This window comes from Herbiconiux aconitum, assembly GCF_024979235.1.
GTDB lineage: Bacteria > Actinomycetota > Actinomycetes > Actinomycetales > Microbacteriaceae > Herbiconiux > Herbiconiux aconitum.
This window is the reverse complement of the sequence record NZ_JANLCM010000001.1, coordinates 191,678-207,354: the sequence shown is the minus strand read 5'-3', so window position 1 is coordinate 207,354 and position 15,677 is coordinate 191,678. Positions and strand designations below refer to the sequence as shown.

The 15,677-nt window shown below is 67.1% G+C and carries 14 protein-coding genes; 8 read left to right on the top strand and 6 right to left on the bottom strand.

The features are described 5' to 3' along the window. Nucleotides 1-50 precede the first annotated feature (50 nt). The 5 genes from N1027_RS00910 to N1027_RS00890 all read right to left on the bottom strand — a co-directional run bounded on the left by N1027_RS00910 (nt 51) and on the right by N1027_RS00890 (nt 4,870). On the bottom strand, nt 51-821 hold the full coding sequence (locus N1027_RS00910; RefSeq protein WP_259504074.1) for a succinate dehydrogenase iron-sulfur subunit: 771 nt from the start codon (nt 819-821) through the stop codon (nt 51-53). Continuing rightward, entirely contained in the window at nt 821-2,638 is a 1,818-nt protein-coding gene (gene sdhA / locus N1027_RS00905) for a succinate dehydrogenase flavoprotein subunit (RefSeq protein ID WP_259504066.1), read from the bottom strand. Before sdhA ends, N1027_RS00910 begins: the two co-directional genes overlap by 1 nt. Nucleotides 2,639-2,657: 19 nt before the next feature. Then, nucleotides 2,658-3,107: a succinate dehydrogenase hydrophobic membrane anchor subunit gene (locus N1027_RS00900; protein WP_259504064.1), complete on the bottom strand. Its 450-nt coding sequence runs from the start codon at nt 3,105-3,107 to the stop codon at nt 2,658-2,660. Next, the gene (sdhC, locus tag N1027_RS00895) at nt 3,107-3,496 is read right to left on the bottom strand and encodes a succinate dehydrogenase, cytochrome b556 subunit (RefSeq protein ID WP_259507844.1); all 390 of its coding nucleotides are present in this window, start codon (nt 3,494-3,496) and stop codon (nt 3,107-3,109) included. The genes N1027_RS00900 and sdhC overlap by 1 nt, the downstream gene beginning before the upstream one ends. A 222-nt stretch (nt 3,497-3,718) precedes the next feature. After that, nucleotides 3,719-4,870 carry a glycosyltransferase family 4 protein gene (locus N1027_RS00890; protein WP_259504062.1) on the bottom strand — a complete coding sequence of 384 codons (1,152 nt, stop codon included), beginning with the start codon at nt 4,868-4,870 and terminating at the stop codon, nt 3,719-3,721. A 187-nt stretch (nt 4,871-5,057) separates the two neighbouring features. On the opposite strand from N1027_RS00890, the gene N1027_RS00885 reads away from it, so the two are divergent. The 8 genes from N1027_RS00885 (at nt 5,058) to N1027_RS00850 (ending at nt 14,682) form a co-directional block, all read left to right on the top strand. After that, nucleotides 5,058-6,179 (top strand): mannose-1-phosphate guanylyltransferase, encoded by a 1,122-nt coding sequence (locus N1027_RS00885; RefSeq protein WP_259504060.1) that lies wholly within the window; start codon nt 5,058-5,060, stop codon nt 6,177-6,179. A 21-nt stretch (nt 6,180-6,200) separates the two neighbouring features. Then, nucleotides 6,201-7,277, top strand: coding sequence for a BMP family lipoprotein (locus N1027_RS00880; protein ID WP_259504058.1), 1,077 nt, complete (start codon nt 6,201-6,203; stop codon nt 7,275-7,277). Nucleotides 7,278-7,478: 201 nt separating this feature from the next. Next, nucleotides 7,479-8,561 carry a BMP family lipoprotein gene (locus N1027_RS00875; protein WP_259507843.1) on the top strand — a complete coding sequence of 361 codons (1,083 nt, stop codon included), beginning with the start codon at nt 7,479-7,481 and terminating at the stop codon, nt 8,559-8,561. 90 nt (nt 8,562-8,651) lie between these two features. Next, the gene (locus N1027_RS00870; RefSeq protein ID WP_259504056.1) at nt 8,652-10,181 is read left to right on the top strand and encodes an ABC transporter ATP-binding protein; all 1,530 of its coding nucleotides are present in this window, start codon (nt 8,652-8,654) and stop codon (nt 10,179-10,181) included. After that, complete coding sequence (locus N1027_RS00865; protein WP_259504054.1) at nt 10,178-11,515, top strand: ABC transporter permease; 1,338 nt, start codon at nt 10,178-10,180, stop codon at nt 11,513-11,515. Before N1027_RS00870 ends, N1027_RS00865 begins: the two co-directional genes overlap by 4 nt. Continuing rightward, a complete protein-coding gene (locus tag N1027_RS00860) occupies nt 11,512-12,855 on the top strand; it encodes an ABC transporter permease (protein WP_259504052.1) in 1,344 nt (447 codons plus the stop codon). The genes N1027_RS00865 and N1027_RS00860 overlap by 4 nt, the downstream gene beginning before the upstream one ends. A 10-nt stretch (nt 12,856-12,865) precedes the next feature. Continuing rightward, nucleotides 12,866-13,300, top strand: a complete 435-nt coding sequence (locus tag N1027_RS00855; RefSeq protein WP_259504049.1) for a cytidine deaminase — start codon at nt 12,866-12,868, stop codon at nt 13,298-13,300. Nucleotides 13,301-13,389: 89 nt separating this feature from the next. Beyond that, nucleotides 13,390-14,682 carry a thymidine phosphorylase gene (locus N1027_RS00850; protein WP_259504047.1) on the top strand — a complete coding sequence of 431 codons (1,293 nt, stop codon included), beginning with the start codon at nt 13,390-13,392 and terminating at the stop codon, nt 14,680-14,682. Nucleotides 14,683-14,760: 78 nt separating this feature from the next. Here N1027_RS00850 and N1027_RS00845 read toward each other — a convergent pair whose 3' ends face one another. Continuing rightward, the gene (locus N1027_RS00845) at nt 14,761-15,654 is read right to left on the bottom strand and encodes an endonuclease domain-containing protein (protein WP_259504044.1); all 894 of its coding nucleotides are present in this window, start codon (nt 15,652-15,654) and stop codon (nt 14,761-14,763) included. Nucleotides 15,655-15,677: the final 23 nt, after the last annotated feature.

Here is a 15,677-nt window from a genome sequence, read left to right as displayed (position 1 = left end):
TCGGAGCGGAGCGGAGCGGGCGTGGGTGCGAGCGGGCGGGCGGCGCGACCCTACGGCTTGCCGCGCATGATGGCCTGCTTGACCTCGGCGATCGCCTGGGTCACCTGGATGCCGCGGGGGCAGGCATCCGTGCAGTTGAAGGTGGTGCGGCAACGCCACACGCCCTCTTTGTCGTTCAGGATGTCGAGCCGCGTCTGGGCCGCCTCGTCGCGCGAGTCGAAGATGAAGCGGTGCGCGTTCACGATGGCGGCGGGGCCGAAGTACTGCCCGTCTGTCCAGAAAACAGGGCATGACGAGGTGCACGCGGCGCAGAGGATGCACTTCGTGGTGTCGTCGAAGCGAGCGCGGTCGGCGACCGACTGGATGCGCTCCTTGTCCTTCGGGGGAGCAGAGGACGACTGCAGGAACGGCTGCACCTCGCGGAAGGACTCGAAGAACGGGTCCATGTCGACGATCAGGTCTTTCTCGAGCGGAAGGCCCTTGATGGCCTCGACGTAGATCGGCTTCGTGATGTCGAGGTCTTTGATGAGCGTCTTGCAGGCCAGGCGGTTGCGGCCGTTGATGCGCATCGCATCCGACCCGCAGATGCCGTGCGCACAGGAGCGGCGGAACGTGAGCGACCCGTCCTGCTCCCACTTGATCTTGTGCAGGGCGTCGAGGATGCGGTCGGTGGCGAACATCTGCACGTCGAAGTCCTGCCAGCGCGGCTCGTCATCCACATCCGGGTCGAAGCGACGGATGATGAGCGTGACGGTGAACGCCTCGATCGGCGCTTCCGGAGCCGGTCCGCCCGCGGGGGCGTCGTCAAGAACCAGAGACATCAGTACTTCCTCTCCATCGGCTGGTAGCGCGTGATCACGACGGGCTTCCAGTCGAGCCGGATGTGGTCGGCGGCGTCACTCGAGTGCGGGTCTCCGGAGAGATACGCCATCGTGTGCTTCATGTAGTTCTCGTCGTCGCGCTTCGGGTAGTCGTCGCGCATGTGGCCGCCGCGGCTCTCCTGGCGGTTGCGGGCCGAGAAGACCACGACTTCGGCCAGGTCGAGCAGGAAGCCGAGTTCGATGGCTTCGAGCAGGTCGGTGTTGAACCGCTTGCCCTTGTCTTGCACCTGGATGTTGCGGTAGCGCTCGCGCAACCGGTGGATGGTCGCGGTGACCTCGGCCAGCGACTCGTCGGTGCGGAACACCTGGGCGTTCTTGTCCATCTCGTCTTGCAGCTCCTTGCGGATGGCCGCGATGCGCTCGGTGCCGGTGCCGGTTCCGTTGCGGAGGGATGCGACCAGCGACACGATCGCGGCGGCGGGCTCGGGAGGCAGTGGCGTGAAGTCGACCGTCTGCACGTACTCCGCGGCGTTGTTGCCGCTCCGCTTGCCGAACACGTTGATGTCGAGCAGCGAGTTGGTGCCGAGACGGTTCGATCCGTGCACCGAGACGCAGGCGCACTCGCCGGCGGCGTAAAGGCCGGGAACGACGGTGTCGTTGTCGCTGAGCACCTCGGCCTTGATGTTGGTCGGGATGCCGCCCATCGCGTAATGGGCCGTGGGCATCACCGGAACCGGCTCGACCACCGGGTCGACACCGAGGTAGGTGCGCGCGAACTCCGTGATGTCGGGCAGCTTCGTCTCGAGCACTTCGGCGCCGAGGTGCGTGCAGTCGAGCAGCACGTAGTCTTTGTGCGGCCCCGCGCCGCGCCCCTCGGCCACCTCTTGAACCATGCAGCGCGCCACGATGTCGCGGGGCGCCAGGTCTTTGATGGTGGGGGCGTAGCGCTCCATGAAGCGTTCGCCCGAGGCGTTGCGGAGGATCGCTCCTTCGCCTCGCGCTCCCTCGGTGAGCAGGATGCCGAGCCCCGCCAATCCGGTGGGGTGGAACTGGAAGAACTCCATGTCTTCGAGCGGCAGGCCCTTGCGCCAGATGATGCCGACGCCGTCGCCCGTGAGGGTGTGCGCGTTCGACGTGGTCTTGTAGATCTTGCCGAAACCGCCGGTGGCGAAGATGACGGCCTTCGCCTGGAAGACGTGGATCTCGCCGGTCGACAGCTCGTAAGCCACGACCCCCGAAGGCTTGTCGACGCCATCCACAGACGTCATCACCAGGTCGAGCACGTAGTACTCGTTGAAGAAGTTGATGCCGAGGCGCACGCAGTTCTGGAACAGCGTCTGCAGAATCATGTGCCCGGTGCGGTCGGCCGCGTAGCAGGCCCGGCGAACCGGGGCTTTTCCGTGGTCGCGGGTGTGGCCACCGAAGCGGCGCTGGTCGATCTTGCCCTCGGGCGTGCGGTTGAACGGCAGGCCCATGTTCTCGAGGTCGATGACCGCGTCGATGGCCTCCTTCGCGAGGATCTCGGCGGCATCCTGGTCGACCAGGTAATCGCCGCCCTTCACGGTGTCGAAGGTGTGCCACTCCCAGTTGTCTTCTTCGACGTTCGCGAGCGCCGCGGCCATGCCGCCCTGCGCCGCACCCGTGTGGGAACGCGTGGGGTAGAGCTTCGAGATGACGGCCGTCTTCGCTTTCGGGCCCGCCTCGATGGCCGCACGCATGCCGGCACCACCGGCGCCCACGATCACGATGTCGAACTGGTGGTAATGCACGCCGTCGATCACGGCGCCGTCTTCGTACTGGGTCACAGGCTCACTCATGCTGATTGGCTGGCTCTAACTAGTTGACGGGGCAGAACGACGGCAGGAGATCTGCCGGGGAGCCTGCGGGGCACGGGTCGAAGGTGAAGATCACGAGCGTTCCGAGCACGATTTCGGCCACGACGGCGACCAGGATGCCGGCGAGCAGGATCTTGCGGGTGAGGGCACGCGTGGCGTAGTCGTTCACGATGGTGCGCATGCCGTTGCCGCCGTGGATGAGCGCGAGCCACAGCATCACGCAGTCCCACACCTGCCAGAACGGGTCGGACCACTTGCCGCCCACGAAGGCGAAGTCGATGGCCTTGATGCCGTCGCCGAGCCACAGGTTCACGAAGAGGTGACCGAAGATGAGGATGAGGAGCACCACGCCCGAGGCGCGCATGTAGATCCAGCCCCACTTCTCCCAGTTCACACCACGCGAGCGGCGGACGGTGTGCGGGGCGCGGGGGGAATCGATCGTCGTCGCCATCAGTGACCGACCTCGCTGAACACGTTGATGAGGTGGCGGGGTGCGAAGCCGAGCATCGTCACGGCCCAGAGGCCGATGACGATCCAGAACATCACGCGCTGGTACTTCGCGCCCTTCGACCACAGGTCGATCAGGATGATTCGGATGCCGTTGAAGGCATGGAACACGATCGCGGCCACGAGCGCCGTCTCACCGAGACCCATGATGGGGTTCTTGTAGGTGTCGATCACCGCGTTGTAGGCACCCGGAGCGACCCGCACCATCGCCGTGTCGAGCACGTGCACGAGTAGGAAGAAGAAAATGGCGACGCCCGTGATGCGGTGCAGCACCCACGACCACATGCCTTCGCGGCCGCGATACAAGGTGCCAGCCGGCCGCCGTGGTGTCATCGTTCCCGCCGAGTTTTCAGGCACGAACAACCCTCCTTGGCTTCAGTTGGATTCGCGATCGCCCACACGTCGAACGGTGCGCACTCGATCCACGACCGTAAGCAGTCTACGCTCAGAGGTCGCCGGATGCTTGTTAGGCAGGCCTTATTTGTATACAGGCCCGCGCTCCCACGCATCCCGCGTAAACACACGCCGAGACGGCTCCTGAATACCCCGTGGTATTCAGGCGTGTGAGCCAGCCGGAGTGCGCTTGCGCGTCTTTGCCGGACTGGTCACCGAGGCGTAGTGCGCCATCAGCTCGTCGCACAGAGCCTCCCACGACTTGCCGATCACCGCCCGTCGTCCGGCTTCGCCCATCCGCATCCGGAGCGCCGGATCCTCGACCAGCGAACGGATGCCCGTGCGGAGGTCGCCGGGGTCGCCGGGGTCGAAGAGGTAGCCGTTCTCCCCGTGCCGCACCAGGTCGATCGGCCCGCCCGCCGCCGGGGCGACCACCGGTAGGCCGGTGGCGTGCGCCTCCTGCAGGGTCTGGCCGAACGTCTCCTCCGTGCCGGTGTGCACGAAGACGTCGAAGCTCGCGTAGGCGTCGGCCAGCTGCTGCCCGGAGAGCCGGCCGAGGAACGTCGCCGGCATGCCTCGGAGCAGGCCCCGGATGTGGTCGTCGCTCGGCCCGTCGCCCACGATCGCGAGATGCAGGTTCGGCAGTCCGCGCAGGGAAGCGAGGCGCTCGAGACCCTTCTCGGGAGCGACCCGGCCGACGTAGCCGACGACGGTGTCGCCGCCCGGGCCGGCCAGCAGCGCGTTGAGCGCGCGAGCGGCGGGGCGGGCCCGGTTGTTCGGGTGGTAGCGCGTGAGGTCGACGCCTCGGCCCCAGAGTGCGATCCGCTCCACGCCCGCATTCTCGAGGTCGGTGCGGGAGGCGAGCGAGGGCGCGAGGGTGAGGTCGGCGCCGTCGTGGATCCAGCGCACGAAGCGCCAGGCCAGTTTCGACGCCGAACCGAGGCGGTTGCGCTTGGCATAGCCCGCGACATCCGTTTGGAAGATGGCGACGGTGGGGATGCCGAAGCGGTTGGCGGCGGCGATGCCCTGCGCCCCGAGCAGGAACGGCGAGGCCGCATGCAGCACGTCGGGCGCGAACTTCGAGATCAGGCGTGCCACCTGGGCGTTCGGGATGCCCATCGGGAACTGCCGATAGGCGACCGACGGCACCTGGTGCACCGGGAATCCGCGGTAGTGAGCGGGCGAACCCGCTGCCGGGGCGATCACGATCGCCTCGTGGCCGTGATCGGCCAGATAGTCCAGCACCTTGCAGACGCTGTTCGTGACTCCGTTGACGGTGGGAAGGAAACTTTCGCTGATGATCGCAACTCGCATCTGTGCCTCCAGGGGGCGACGCCGTGCGGCCTCATCCGGCCACGTTCTGACGGTAAGAAGGCGAGATGGACCGAGGGTGACATCGAGGTGGCGCTGTGGTGAGCGTCTGGCTTCCATCGGAAGTGGCGCGGGCAGGGCTCCCGGGCCCGACATCCGGGCGTCATCGGCCGTGGGTAGGCTGTGCCTCATGAATTCCACTCCCTCCGCGCTCGACCGGTTGTACAGCGTCATCCCGGCGGGCGGGATCGGATCGCGGCTCTGGCCGCTCTCCCGCGCCGACGCGCCGAAGTTCCTGCACGACCTGAGCGGCTCGGGCCAGAGTCTGCTGCGCGACACCTGGGACAGACTGGCTCCGCTCTCCGGTGAGCAGCGGATCATGGTGGTCACCGGCCGCGCCCACCGCGCCGCCGTCGAGGAGCAGCTGCCGAAGCTCGAAGATGAGAACGTGGTGCTCGAGAGCGAGCCGCGCGATTCGACCGCCGCCATCGTGCTGGCCGCCGCCATCCTGGAGCAGCGGGAGCCGGGCGTGATCATCGGTTCCTTCGCCGCCGACCACGTCATCGCGAACCCGGAGCGCTTCCGCGCCGCCGTCGTGCAGGCGGTCGCCGTCGCCGACGCCGGCTACATCGCGACCATCGGCATCACACCGACGGATGCGGCGGTGGGCTTCGGCTACATCCGCACCGACGAAGAGCTCGAGATCGAGGGCGCTCCGCAGGCCCTGCGAGTCGGCAACTTCGTCGAGAAGCCCGACCTCGCCACGGCCCGCCGCTACCTGTCGTCGGGCAAGTACCTCTGGAACGCGGGCATGTTCATCTCGCGCGCCGACCGGCTGCTCGAGCAGCTCGGCGCCTCGGAGCCGGAGCTGCTCGCCGGCATCATGGAACTCGCCGAGGCCTGGGACACCCCGCGCCGCGGCATGGTGGTCGACCGTGTTTGGCCGACGCTGAAGAAGATCGCCATCGACTACTCGATCGCCGAGCCGGCCGCGGCCGCGGGAACCCTCGCGGTCATCCCGGGCGACTTCGACTGGGACGACGTGGGAGACTTCGCGTCGATCGCGAAGCTGCACAGCGCCGGCCGAGGCAGCGAGCTCGCCATCCTGGGCAAGAACGCGCGCGTGTTGGCCGATTCCTCGAGCGGCATCGTGGTGTCGCAGTCGAAGCGGGTGATCAGCCTCATCGGGGTGCACGACATCGTGGTGGTGGACACGCCGGATGCGCTGCTCGTCACCACCAGCGAGCATGCGCAGCGAGTGAAGTCGGTCGTGGATGCGTTGCGTGCTGGCGGGTCAGGAGACGTGCTGTAGCGGGCTGCCTAGACTTTGGGCATGAGTAGAAACGGAATCGTCTCCCTCGCCTCCGGCATCGTGGCCGCAAGCCTCCTCGTGGCCTTGGCCGGATGCGCACCGGCACCGACGTCGGGAACCGACGCGGCCACCGATGCGGCAGGGGACTACTGCGCACGGATGGTGACCAACTCCGGCGGGCTCGACGACCGGTCGTTCAACCAGTCGAGCTGGGAGGGGATGCAGGCTGCGCAGAAGCAGTTCGGCATCGACGCCCAGGTGCTCGTGTCGACCTCCGAGACCGACCTTGCGCCCAACGTCACCCAAGCGGTGGACAGCGGATGCGGATTCGTACTGACGGTCGGGTTCGAGCTCGCCGACGCGACCCTCGCGGCGGCCGGCGAGAACCCGGACATCCACTTCGCGATCGTCGACGAGACGGTCGACGCCCCGAACGTGAAGCCGATCCTGTTCGACACGGCGCAGGCGTCCTACCTCGCGGGCTATCTCGCCGCCGGCGTCTCGAAGACCGGCAAGGTGGCCACCTTCGGCGGCGGCAACCAGCCTCCGGTCACGTTGTTCATGGACGGATTCGTCGACGGCGTCGCGAAGTACAACGAGGTGCACGGCACCCAGGTGCAGGTGCTCGGCTGGGACAAAGCGACTCAGGACGGCGTGTTCACGGGCGACTTCGAAGACATCAACAAGGGCAAGACGGTGACGCAGGGCTTCATCGACCAGGGCGCCGACGTGATCCTGCCAGTCGCGGGCCAGGTCGGCGAGGGTGCGGCGAACGCCGCATCGGAAGCCTCCGGTGTGTCGATCATCTGGGTCGACAACGACGGATTCGAGACCCTGCCCGCGGAATACCAGCCGATCGTGCTCACCAGCGTCATGAAGAACACCGGTGACGCGGTGGTGGAGATCATCGGTGACGACATCGACGGCTCCTTCTCTCCCGAGCCCTTCGTGGGCACGCTGGAGAACGGCGGGGTGGCGCTCGCGCCGTTCCACGATCTGGCGTCCGCCGTGCCGAGCGCCCTCTCGGCCGAGATCGATTCCCTGAAGGCCGAGATCGTGGCGGGCACCATCACGGTCGATTCGCCGTCGACCCCTTGAGTGGCGCCGACGCGTCCTGATACGCCGGTGGCGTGTTTCACGCGGATGGGGTGGACATTTCGGGCAGATTACGCCGTGATCGCGGCTTTGTAACGCTTGCGACGCGAAGTCGAATCCTTTCTGTCGCGGAACGTAACTTTCGGTAACGTGTCTCTCACACAGCACCTGCGCGCCTTGCAGGGCAGCAACTTGGAGGACATCTTGAGCATCAATCTGCGCCGCGCCAGCCTGGCCGGCTTCGCCACCCTCGGGGTGGCCGCTCTTCTCGCCGGGTGTGCGTCCGCGCCGTCCGACACCGCATCGACCAGCGGCAGCGACGCGGCGAGCGACTTCGTTCCCTGCATGGTCTCCGACTCGGGTGGATTCGACGACAAGTCGTTCAACCAGGCCGGCTTCGAAGGCCTCACCGAAGCGGCCGACAAGCTCGGCGTCAAGCCCGTCACCGTCGAGTCCTCAGCCGACACCGACTTCGCCCCGAACATCGACCAGCTCGTCAGCGGCGGCTGCAACCTGATCATCTCGGTCGGCTTCCTGCTCGCCGACGCCACGAAGGCGGCCGCTGAGGCCAACACCGACGTGAACTTCTCGATCATCGATGACTCGTCGATCGACCTGCCGAACGTCAAGCCGATCGTCTTCGACACCGCTCAGGCCGCGTTCCTCGCCGGCTACACGGCAGCGAGCTTCAGCAAGTCGGGCACCGTCGGAACCTTCGGTGGCATGCAGATCCCGTCGGTCACCATCTTCATGGACGGCTTCGTCGACGGCGTGAACTACTACAACGAGCAGAAGGGCACGAGCGTCAAGCCCATCGGCTGGGACGTCGCGGCGCAGACCGGTTCGTTCACGGGTGGCTTCGCCGCCGGTGTCGAGGCCAAGACCGCGGCCCAGGGCCTCATCGACCAGGGTGCAGACGTGATCCTTCCCGTCGGTGGCCCGATCTTCCTCTCCGCTGGTGAGGCGATCCGCGACTCGGGCAAGGAGATCGCGCTGATCGGCGTCGACTCCGACAACTTCGAGACCGCTCCCGACCTGAAGGACCTCTTCCTCACCTCGGTGCTGAAGGGCGTCAAGGCGGGCGTCGTCGACGTGGTCGACACCTCCGCGGCCGGCGAGTTCGACGCCGAGCCCTTCATCGGAACGCTCGAGAACGACGGTGTGGGCATCGCCCCGTTCCATGACTTCGAGAGCAAGGTCTCACCTGACCTGCAGGGTGAGCTCGATACCATCAAGGCCGGAATCATCGACGGCTCGATCCAGGTCGAGTCGCCCTCGACGCCGTAACCCGAACAACGACGGTCGGGGGGACCAGCCTTTTGCTGGTCCCCCCGACCTTTTAACGGACACATCTCCGCAGGTAGGTAGATTGACTCTATGAAGCTCGAACTCCGGGGTATCACGAAGCGATTCGGTTCCCTCACCGCGAACGATCACATCGACCTCACCGTCGAGCCGGGCGAGATCCACTGTCTCCTCGGAGAGAACGGCGCCGGCAAATCCACACTGATGAACGTGCTCTACGGCCTGTACCAGGCCGATGAGGGCGAGATCGTGCTCGACGACGTCGTCCAGCACTTCGCCGGCCCGGGCGACGCCATGAACGCCGGCATCGGCATGGTGCACCAACACTTCATGCTCATCCCCGTCTTCACCGTCGCCGAGAACGTGATGCTCGGGCACGAGCAGACCGGCTTCGCCGGCTTCCTCGATCTCTCGGCCGCCCGCCGCCGGGTGCGCGAGATCAGCGACCAGTTCGGCTTCGACGTCGATCCGGATGCGCTGGTCGACGACCTGCCCGTCGGCGTGCAGCAGCGGGTCGAGATCATCAAGGCCCTGTCGCGCGACGCGAAGGTGCTCGTGTTCGACGAGCCGACCGCGGTGCTGACGCCGCAGGAGACCGACGAGCTGATGGCCATCATGCGCCAGCTGAAGGAGTCAGGCACGTCGATCGTGTTCATCACGCACAAGCTGCGCGAGGTGCGCGAGGTGGCCGACCGGATCACGGTCATCCGTCTCGGCAAGGTCGTGGGCGAGGCGTCGCCCACGGCGACCAACGCCGAGCTGGCGTCGCTGATGGTGGGTCGTGCGGTGGAACTGACCGTGCACAAAGACCCGGCGAAGCCGGGGGCTGCGGCGCTCGTGGTCGAGAACCTCTCGGTGATCGACGCACGCGGCCAGGTCGTGGTGAACGAGGTGTCGTTCGACGTGAAGGCGGGGGAGATCCTCGCCATCGCGGGCGTGCAGGGCAACGGCCAGACCGAGCTCACCGAAGCGCTGATGGGCCTGCAGGAGCGGGTGACCGGGCAGGTGACCCTCGACGGCAAGTCGTTGAGCGGGCTGTCGGTGCGGAGGGTTCTCGACTCGGGTGTCGGCTTCGTTCCCGAAGACCGCAAAGAAGACGGCTTGGTGGGCGAATTCACGATCGCCGAGAACCTCATGCTCGACCGCTCCAACGGGGTGCCGTTCGTCAAGGGCGGCGGCCTGCAGCTGGGCTACCTCAACACCTTTGCCGAAGAGAAGTCGAAGGAGTTCGACGTGCGTTCCCAGGGCATCGGCACCGAGGTCGGCCGGCTCTCCGGCGGAAACCAGCAGAAAGTCGTTCTGGCGCGGGAACTCTCCCGCGGGTTGCGGCTGTTCGTGGCGGCGCAGCCGACGCGCGGCATCGACGTCGGATCGATCGAGTTCGTGCACAAGCGCATCGTCGCCACCCGTGACGAGGGCATCCCCGTGGTCGTGGTCTCGACCGAGCTCGACGAAGTCGTCGCGCTCGCCGATCGGATCGCGGTGATGTATCGCGGCGGGATCGTCGGGATCGTTCCCGGAGACACCCCCCGCGACATCCTGGGCCTCATGATGGCGGGGGAGATCCCCGCCGGTATCGATCCGGAAGGAGCGGCCGCGTGAGCGACTCGCCTGAGAACAAGCCCGTGACGCCCCCCGAGGCTCCCTCACCGGCGGCGGGCACGGCGGCGACGGGTACGGCGGCGACCACGGCGACGCCCACCGCGGTCGAGCCGCCCTCGCGGTGGCGCGCCACCTTCAACGAGATCATCGGCGGCAGCGTCATGATCTCGATCCTGGCCGTGGTGCTCGCGATCGTGGCCGGCGGCATCCTGATCGCCGTCACCGACGAAAACGTGCAGAAGGCCGCCGGCTACTTCTTCGCCCGGCCCGGCGATACCTTCGCCGAGATCTGGAAGGCGGTCTCCGGCGCCTACGTCGCGCTGTTCCAGGGCTCGATCTACAACTTCAAGCGCCCCGACTTCCTCGACCAGATCAAACCGCTCACCGAGACGTTGACCTTCGCGACCCCGCTGATCGCGGCTGGTCTCGGTGTCGGCCTGGCGTTCCGCGTCGGCATGTTCAACATCGGTGGCCGCGGGCAGATGCTGATCGCAGCGGCCTGCGCCGGCTGGGTGGGGTTCACCCTGCACCTCCCCTTCGGCATCCACCTGATCGTCGCCATCCTCGCCGGTGTGATCGGCGGTGGCATCTGGGGCGGTATCGCAGGTCTCCTCAAGGCTCGCACCGGTGCGCACGAGGTGATCGTCACGATCATGCTGAACTACGTCGCGTTCTACCTCGTCTCCTACCTGCTCCGCACGCCCGTGCTGCAGGCACCGGGATCGAACAACCCGAAGTCGCCGCCGATCGATCCGACCGCGGTGCTGCCCGACATCCTGGGTCCGAAGTTCAATCTGCATCTGGGCTTCATCCTGGTGATCGCGGTGACCGTGTTCGTGTGGTGGCTGCTGAACCGCTCGGCTCTGGGCTTCAAGTTCCGCGCAGTCGGCATCAACCCGAACGCGGCCCGGGTGGCCGGCATCGACGTGAAGAACATGTACGTCTACGCGATGCTCATCTCCGGCGGGCTCGTCGGTCTGGCCGGCGTGTTCCAGGTGCTCGGTACGGTGACGACGGGCTTCTCGTCGGGTATCGATGCGGGCATCGGATTCGACGCCATCACCGTCGCCCTGCTCGGGCGTTCGAAGCCGTGGGGCATCTTCATCGCGGGAATCCTGTTCGGAGCCTTCAAAGCCGGCGGATTCGCGATGCAGGCGTCGCAGGGCATCCCGATCGACATCGTGGTCGTCGTGCAGTCGCTGATCGTGCTGTTCATCGCAGCGCCTCCGCTCATCCGCACGGTGTTCCGCCTGCCCGATCCATCGAAACCGAAGAAGCCGAAACCGCCGAAAGCGGTGCCGACTGCGACCCGTGAGGCGGTGGCGGCGAAATGAGCGACCGACTTCCTGAGCACGTGACCACCAACACTCTGGCCGCGTCGACGGGGGCGATCCCGCCCCCCGAGCACAACCGCCCCGACTCCTCGCCCGACCTGGTCAAGGTGCTCGTGAAGAGTTGGAAGGCGCCGATCGCGTTCGGCATCTTCGCCCTCGGCGCGATCATCCTGTTCGTCGTGTTCGGGCGCGACGGCGTCTCGACCTTCAAGCTCTCCACCGACGTCGACGTCATCCAGTTGCCCGCCGTCGTGCTGCCCACCCGCACCACCGGCATCGTCATCTCGATCGTGCTCGTGCTGATCGCGGGCCTCAGCGTCTGGCTGGTCGCCACCGGCCGCAAGGTACGGATCTGGTTGATGGCCGTGTTCGCGGTGCTGTTCCTGGTCGCGTTCCTGACCTGGGCATCGGCGGGGCAGACCATCCCGGTGCCCGGCCTCCTGGTCGGCGCCGTCTCGCTCAGTGTTCCCCTCATCTTCGGTGCGCTCGGTGGCGTCATCTCCGAACGCGTCGGTGTCGTGAACGTCGCGATCGAGGGTCAGCTGCTCGGCGGCGCCTTCGCGTCGGCCGTGATCGCCTCCGTCACCAACAACGTGTTCGCCGGCCTGATCGGGGCGGTCATCGCCGGTGCGCTGGTGTCGTTCGTGCTGGCCGCGTTCTCGATCAAGTACCTCGTCGACCAGGTCATCGTGGGTGTCGTGCTGAACGTTCTGGTCGTCGGGCTCACGTCGTTCCTCTACTCGCAGGTGCTGACCGCCAACCCCGACCTGCTGAACTCGCCGCCGCGCTTCGACACCTTCCCGATCCCGCTGCTGTCGGAGATCCCGATCATCGGGCCGACGCTGTTCCGGCAGACCATCATCGTGTACCTCATGTACATCGCGGTGGCCGTGGTGTTCTTCGGGCTTTTCAAGACGCGCTGGGGCCTGCGCGTGCGGGCTGTGGGCGAGCATCCGCAAGCCGCCGACACCGTGGGCATCAAGGTCAACCCGACCCGGTTCTGGAACGTGCTGCTCGCGGGCGCCATCACCGGCCTCGGCGGGGCGTACTTCACCCTCGGCTCGGTCGGATCGTTCAACAAGGAGATGACGGCAGGCGCAGGTTACATCGCTCTCGCCGCGGTGATCTTCGGGCGCTGGGACCCCATCCGGGCCACCCTCGCGGCACTGCTCTTCGGGTTCGCAACCAACCTGCAATACGTGCTCGGTGTGATCGGGTCTCCCGTGCCATCCGAGTTCCTGCTGATGCTGCCCTACTTGATCACCATCTTCGCGGTCGCCGGACTGGTCGGGCGGGTGCGCGGCCCTGCCGCGGCTGGTAGACCCTATGTGAGTTCGTGAGGTGGGTTCGATGAGTGCTGCTGTTTCTTCGACGCCGGTCGACTGGGAGTCGTTGCGCGCGACCGCTCTCGAGGCCATGGAGAGGGCCTACGTGCCCTACTCCAAGTTCCCCGTGGGCGCGGCCGCCATCGTCGACGACGGGCGGGTGATCGCCGGCTGCAACGTGGAGAACGCCTCGTACGGACTGACGTTGTGCGCCGAATGCGCCCTCGTGTCGGCCCTCCACATGAGCGGGGGCGGGCGGCTCGTGGCGTTCACCTGCGTCGACGGGCACGGAAACACCCTGATGCCCTGCGGGCGGTGTCGGCAGCTGCTGTTCGAGCACTCAGCCGAGGGCATGCTGCTCGAGACGGTCTCGGGCATCAAGACGATCGACGAAGTGATCCCGGATGCGTTCGGGCCCCGCACCCTCATCGAGTACCGCGAGGAGTCCCTCGCGGAGTAGCAATCCTCGCGATTAGCCAGAATCCGCCCTCCCGGCGCAACTTTCGGGGCGATTTTTGGCGAGTCGCGGATGCAGTTAGGAGCACCACCATGGCCACCGAAGCCTTCGACGTCGTCGACCTCATCCGCACCAAGCGGGATCACGGCACCCTGACGACCGCCGAGATCGACTGGCTGATCGACGCCTACACCCGCGGGTTCGTGGGCGACGAGCAGATGGCGGCACTCGCGATGGCGATCCTGCTGAACGGGATGTCGCGCGACGAGATCCGCGATCTGACGCTGGCGATGATCGCGTCGGGGGAGCGGATGAGCTTCGCCGGGCTCGGCAAGCCGACCGTCGACAAGCACTCCACCGGCGGGGTGGGCGACGAGATCACGTTGCCGCTGATGCCGCTCGTCGCGTCGTTCGGCGTGGCGGTGCCGCAGCTCTCCGGGCGCGGACTCGGGCACACCGGTGGCACGCTCGACAAGCTGGAGTCGATTCCCGGATGGCGGGCCTCCCTCACCAACGAGGAGATGTTCTCGCAGCTGCGTGACGTGGGTGGCGTCATCTGCGCGGCCGGGTCAGGCCTCGCACCGGCCGACAAGAAGCTCTACGCGCTGCGCGACATCACCGGGACGGTCGAGGCGATCCCGCTCATCGCCTCCTCGATCATGTCGAAGAAGATCGCCGAAGGCACCGACTCGCTCGTGCTCGACGTGAAATTCGGCTCGGGCGCGTTCATGCAGGACATCGCCAAGTCGCGGGAGCTGGCGCGCACCATGGTCGATCTAGGCAACGACGCCGGCGTCGCCACCACCGCCCTGCTCACCAACATGAACGTGCCGCTCGGGCTCGCGATCGGCAATGCCAACGAGGTGCGCGAGTCGGTGGAGGTGCTGGCCGGGGGCGGGCCCGCGGATGTCGTGGAACTGACGCTCGCGCTGGCATCCGAGATGCTGCGGCTGGCCGGGCAACCGGATGCCGACGTCGAGGCGGCGCTGCGCGACGGGCGCGCGATGGACACCTGGAACCGGGTCATCCGGGCGCAGGGCGGCGACCCGACGGCGCCGCTGCCGGTGCCGCGGGAGACGCACGTCGTCGTCGCACCTTCCTCCGGCGTTCTGCTCCGGCAGGAGGCGCTGCCGTTCGGCATCGCGGCGTGGCGGCTCGGCGCGGGTCGGGCGCGGGCATCCGATGCTGTGCAGCACGCCGCGGGTGTGGATCTGCACGCGAAGCCGGGCGACACGGTTGTGGCCGGGCAGCCCCTGTTCACCCTGTCGGCCGACGAGCCCGAGCGGTTCGCGCGCGCTCTCGAGGCGCTCGAGGGCGCCTACGAGATCGGCGCGCCGGCGGCCTGGACGCCGCCCGCCCCCCTCGTGGCCGAGCGCATCTCGTAGCCCACTCCGTCGAATCGCCAAATTCTGACGGAATGGCTGTCGAGGTAGCGGCGCGTCTTGGCGACTCGGTGGATCGGTTCACGCGACGAGCGAGCGCAGCTCGCGCAAAAGTGCTGCAGGGGCGACGAGGTCGGCCTGCGTCACGCGGATCACCGTCCACCCGAGCGCGTGCAGGCGCCTCATCCGGATGATGTCTTTTCGCCATTGCGCTTTGTCGGTGCGGTGATGGTCGCCCTCGTATTCGATCGCGATTCGGCGCTCAGGATAGGCGAGATCCACCCGTGCGACGAAATGGCCGTGTGCGGTGAAGACTTCGACCTGAGTCCGTGGAGGGGGAAAGCCGGCCTCGATGAGGAGTACGCGCAGCAGCGACTCCCGCGGTGACTCGGCGCGGTCGTCGAGCAACTCGAGAGCGCGGCGCAGGGCACGGATGCCTCGACGAGACGTTCGGGTGCCGACCGCTTGCGCTAACTGTGCTCGGCTGGCGAGCGGCAATTCATGGTGGATGATGTGGTCGCCGGTAGCGACCAGTTCCGACGCAGTCAGCTCGCCGGCCAGATCGAGCCACGTGCGCACGACCGAGGTGACCGGGATTCCACCGACATCGGTGAGCTCGTCTGCACCCAGCGGGCATTCGTGCCCGATCACACCGCGCATCCGGATCGCCCGATGCGGAGGCGGGACGAGGGCGTGGATGCGCTCGCTCCGCACTCGCGACGGCACCGGCAGTCGGTGGAGCGCGGCCGCGCTCGCATGACTGATCGCTGCCCCCGGAGGAAGGCGCGCGACGAGCGCGCGGCAGCGAGCGACGAAGTCGAGGGGAGATGTGTCGGCGGCCACTCGGATGCCCGGGAACGGCGTGCGCAGGTCACCCGCCCGGAGGCGTCGCTCGCCGACACCGTTGGCGCGCGCCTCCGCCACGCTGAACGGCCGAGCGGGGAACGCTTGCGGGCGGGGTGATCGCGGACTCATGCGCACACCATGCCGCATTGCGG